Origin of the sequence: Streptomyces sp. bgisy159 (genome assembly GCF_965341775.1) — a bacterium.
Taxonomy (GTDB): Bacteria; Actinomycetota; Actinomycetes; order Streptomycetales; family Streptomycetaceae; genus Streptomyces.
The window spans coordinates 1-4943 of sequence record NZ_CBDQZH010000095.1 but is presented as its reverse complement, the minus strand read 5'-3'; the positions used below and the strand labels follow the sequence as shown (position 1 = coordinate 4943).

General features: G+C 74.4%; 2 protein-coding genes. Both read left to right on the top strand.

Features of this window, described 5'->3' with window-relative positions; all coding sequences use genetic code 11:
- The coding region (locus ACSLTV_RS35850) for a SpnB-like Rossmann fold domain-containing protein (RefSeq protein WP_435613704.1) at positions 1-2064 on the top strand (2064 nt) is incomplete at its 5' end.
- Between the two features lie 386 nt (positions 2065-2450).
- Positions 2451-4943: AMP-binding protein (locus ACSLTV_RS35845; protein WP_435613703.1), on the top strand; the 2493-nt coding region annotated here is incomplete at its 3' end.

Genomic DNA, 4943 nt, shown 5'->3' with positions numbered 1-4943 from the left:
TACCCCCTTCGGCTTCCCCGTAACCGGAGTGCCGGCCGGCCGGACGCCGCACGGACACCCCGTGCCGTGTGGCGGCGCGGGCACGACGTCTTCGTCGAGGTGGCGCTGCCCGACTGGGTGACCGGCCAGGACCGTCACGCGCTGCATCCGGCGCTGGTGGACGCGGCGCTGGCGGGTGCGCTGGGCGCGGCCGGAGCGGCGTCCCCGGACGGCGCCGCCCCCGTGGTGGCGGTGCGCTGGCGGGATGTGACCCTGCACGCCACCGGCGCCTGTGTGCTGCGGGTACGGCTGCGGGAGACGGCGGACGGCTCCTGGAACCTGGAGGCGGCCGACGGCGCCGGGGACCCGGTGCTCAGTGCGCGTACGGTGACCGGCGCACCGCTGCGCGGCGACGCCCTACGAGCGGCATCGGCGGCACAGCAGGACGCCCTGTTCGAGGAGTCCTGGCGGCCCTGCGACCTTCCCCGGGCGTCGGGCGGCCCGTCCAGGTGGGCGGTGGTCGGTCCGGACGCGCCTCGGATGCGGGAGGCCCTGTTGTCGGCAGGCCGGCACAGTGAGGCGCATCCCGATCTGCCGTCACTGCTGCGCGCGGTCGGACGGGGCACGCCGGTCCCGGACGTCATGGTGGTCCGTCCGACTCCGCGCGACGGAGCGGACCCGGCGCAGGCGGTGCGCGCCGCGGTGGGTGAAGCCCTCACGTGGGTACGGCACTTCGCCGATCCCCGGCTGGCGCGGGCCCGACTGGTCGTGGTGACCCGGAACGCGGTCGCCACGGACGACGCGACGATGCCGGACGCGGCCTCGGCGGCCGTACGGGGTCTGGTCGCAGCGGTGCAGGACCGGGCCCCGGGGCGCTTCGTTCTGCTCGACACCGACGAGGAAGGCCGTTGCTGGGGCCGCGTGGAGGACGCCGTCGCCGGGGGCGAACCACAACTGGCCCTGCGCGAGGGCAGGGTGCTCGCGCCGCGTGCGGTGCGTGTCCCCGTCGTAGCACAGGAGACCGCCTCCGCCGGGCGTACGGCCCTGTTCGTCGGCGTCGAGACGGAGGGTCCGGTCGAGACACTCCTGGCCCGGGCCGGTGACGGCAAGGGGCCCACTGCGGACGGGCCGCTGCTGACGGGACCGTTCGCGAAGAACGTCGCCGACCGGCTCGCTCCGTCCGCGGGAACCGCCGAGCTGCTGCGCTGGGACCCCGTGGATCCGGCCGGGACGGTGCGGGCACTGCTCGACCGCGCTCCCCGCACGGTGGTGTTGACCGCGGCGGTGTCCGCCGACGGCTCGTCGGCGGACACGCAGGCCGACGTGGACGCCGCACTGCGTCCGTTGATCGACCCGGCGGCGGAGCTCGTGCGATCGGCACCGGGACGGGACATCGCCTCCGTCGTGTTCGCGACGCCGCCGCCCTCCGCGGCCGGGCCGGCGGACGCGGCGGTGGCGGCGGTGTTCGACGTGTGGGCCCGCACCCTGCGGCAGGCGGGGGTGTCGGCGGTGTCCGTGCGCGGCCCCGCGGGGGCCACTGACGAGGCGGCCGATCTGTTCGCCGCGGCCGTCGCCACGGGCCGGACCTCGCTCACCGCGCAGCGGCCGGACCTGTCCGTCCCGCACCGGACCGGCCCCGTCACCGCGACGGCCGCGCTGCTCCGGGACACCGCGGGCGGGGCCGTGCGGCGAACGGCGCGCGACGCGGCGGCCGACCCCGCGGCGCTGCGCCGCCGACTGGCGGCGCTCACCTCCGCCGAGCAGGAGGAGACCGTGCTGCGGCTGGTGCGCGACCGGTTCGCGTCGGTGCTCGGGCTCACCACGGCCGGGCGTATACCGGAGGAGGCGGAGGTCCGCGACCTCGGATTCGATTCCCTGACCGCGCTGACCGCACGCGACGCGCTGGAGTCGGCGACGGGGCTCCCCCTGCCCGCGTCGGTCGTCTTCGACTTCACCACACCGGCGGGACTGGCCCGCCATCTCAAGAGGGAACTGCTCGCCTCTGGTGGGATCGGCACCCGGTGCGCGTCGGTCGGCCCGGAGCAGGGTGCGGAGTTCGGAGCTGTCGATGACGTGGGCCCGTGAGGGAAGGACACGGTGGAGCAGGGCGGTCTGCGCCGCATCCCGGTCACCGGCCCGGCGCCCGTCCACCGGCACTCGCTCCTCTGGCGCCGCGACCATGCCCAGCCGGGCGCCGGCCATCCTCCGCACTCACCTCGCCGCCACGACGGTCGGCCACGACGCCGCCGGGACCTGGGCACCGGGCTGGGTGCTTCCGCGCTGAACACCCCCTCCGGCGCGCGTTCCGGCCGGTCACGGCGCCTGCCGGATCTAGAGAAAGACCTAACCCGCCCGCGCCCATACTGGCCCCGTAGGCCGGGGTTGGGAGATCCCCGCCGTTCGCGTGCCCGGCGGCCCGGACCGCCGAAGTCGTGCGTCTCCGTTGCCAAGGTGATTGGAAGTCGAGCGTCGTGACTGAGAAGCCCCGTGTTGCGCTGGTCCGGCCGGTGCATGAGATCCTCGCGGACCACGCCCGGGAACGTCCGGACGCGCGGGCCTTCCAGGACGGCCGCCGTGCCGTCACCTACGGCGCTCTGGAACGCCGCACACGATTCCTGGCCGGCCATCTGGTCGCGCGCGGAGTCGGCCGTGGTGACCGTGTCCTGCTGCGCATGGGCAACCGGGTCGAGATGGTGGAGAGTTACCTCGCCGTCGCGCGGGCGGGAGCCGTCGGTGTCCCGGTCGACCCGAAGTCCTCCGACGCCGAACTCACCCACCACCTGACCGACAGCGGTGCCCGCACGGTCATCACCGGTGTGGCGCAACTGCCGCAGGTGGAGCGGACGTCGAGGGGCGCACTCGACGGTGCTCCGATCGTCGTCGGCGCCGCCGAACCCGTTCCCGGCGCCGACGACTTCGAGCAGCTCGCCGTCACCCCGCCCGCCACCGACGCGCGGGACGACCTCGAACTCGACGAAACCGCCTGGATTCTCTACACGTCGGGCACCACCGGCCGCCCCAAGGGTGTGGTGTCGACCCAGCGCAAGTCCCTGTGGGCGACCGCTGCCTGCACCGCGACGATCCTCGGCCTGTCCGCCGACGACCGGGTGGTGTGGCCCATGCCGCTCCACCACGCCGCCTCGCACAACATCGGCGTGCTCGCCACGCTGGCCGTCGGCGCGTCCGCGTACATCCTGGAGGGCTCGGCCCCGGACGAGATCATCGAGACCGTCCGCAGCGAACGCGCCTCCTTCCTGGTCAACTCCCCCAGCACCTACCGCCGCATGGTGGAGCTGGCACGCGAGGACGGGATGGAACTGCCCGGGCTGCGGGTGTGCATGGCGGCCGGCTCCGTCTGCCCGCCCGAACTGCACCTCGACTTCGAGGCCGCCTTCGGCGTACGGCTCGTGGACAGCTACGGCAGCAGCGAGACCGGAGGCGCCATCACCACCCAGGCGCCGGGCGGGGAGCGCGTCCCGGGCTCCTGCGGGACTCCCCTGCCCGGCCTCCGGCTGCGACTGACCGACCCCCGCACGGGCGAGGAGGTGGCCGCCGGCGAGGAGGGTGAGATCTGGGTGCACAGCCCGGCCACCATGGTCGGCTACCACAACGACCCGGAGGCCAGCCGGGCCGTCCTCGTGGACGGCTGGTACCGCACCGGCGACCTCGGCCGACTGGATGCGGCGGGCCGACTCGGCATCACGGGGCGGACCAAGGAACTCATCGTCCGCGGCGGCGAGAACATCCATCCCGCCGAGGTCGAGCGGGTCCTCGCCGGAGTGCCCGGCGTGGCCGAAGCGGCAGTGGCCGGCACACCCCACGCCGTACTCGGCGAGGTGCCCGTCGCCTATCTGGTGCCGGGGCCCGACGGCCCCGAGGGCATCGACACCGGACAGCTCCTGGAGACATGCCGCCGTGAACTGTCCTACTTCAAGGTGCCCGACGAGTTCCGCCTCGTCGACGCCATCCCGCGGACGTCGAGCGGCAAGACCGCCCGCCGGCACCTGGCGGCGCTGACCACGACGCTCCTCCTCGTCAACCCGGCGGTGAACGTCCGCCCCGGCACGGCACCCACCGCATCGCCCGCGGCGACCGGTGACTCAAGGCCGTCCGGTCCGTCCGATCCATCCGGTCCGTCTGTTCCATCCGGTCCATCGGGTAAGACCGGTCCGTCCGGTCCGTCCGCAGCCAGGCACGAGCTGCTCACCCTGGTGCGTTCCGTGATCGCCGACATCCTCGGTCTGCCGTCCGTCCAGGAGGTGACTCCCGACCGGCCCCTGCACGAGCTCGGCTTCGACTCTCTCTCCGCCGTGGCCCTGCGCGACCGTTTGTCCGCCGCCACCGGGCACCGTCTCACGGCCGCCGTGGCCTACGACCACCCGACTCCGCAGGCCCTCACCCAGTATCTCGAGGGGCTGGCCCACGGCGGGCCGGCCCCCGGGGAGGCGGCAGGGGAGTCCGGGGCCGCGACGACCGAGCGGGACGAGCCCATCGCCATCGTGGCGATGGGCTGCCGCCTGCCGGGCGGCACCCGGACACCGGAGGAGTTCTGGCACCTGCTCATGGCGGAGACCGACGCGGTCGGCCCGCTCCCGGAGGACCGTGGCTGGGACCTCGACCGTCTCCTCGACGACGGAGGCGACGGCGGCGGCAAGTCGTCCGCCCGCCAGGGCGCCTACCTGGACGGCGCCGGAACCTTCGACGCCGCGTTCTTCGGGATATCGCCGCGCGAGGCGCTGGCGATGGACCCGCAGCAGCGGCTGCTCCTGGAGACCGCGTGGGAGACCTTCGAGCGCGCCGGCATCGACCCGGCCACGCTGAAGGGCAGCCGGACCGGCGTCTTCGCCGGTGTGATGCACGGAGGTTACGGCCCGGGCCTCTACGACCGTTCCCCGCGCGACCTCGAGGGCTACCTCGGCAACGGCGCCGCCGTCAGCGTGGCCTCCGGCCGCATCTCCTACTCA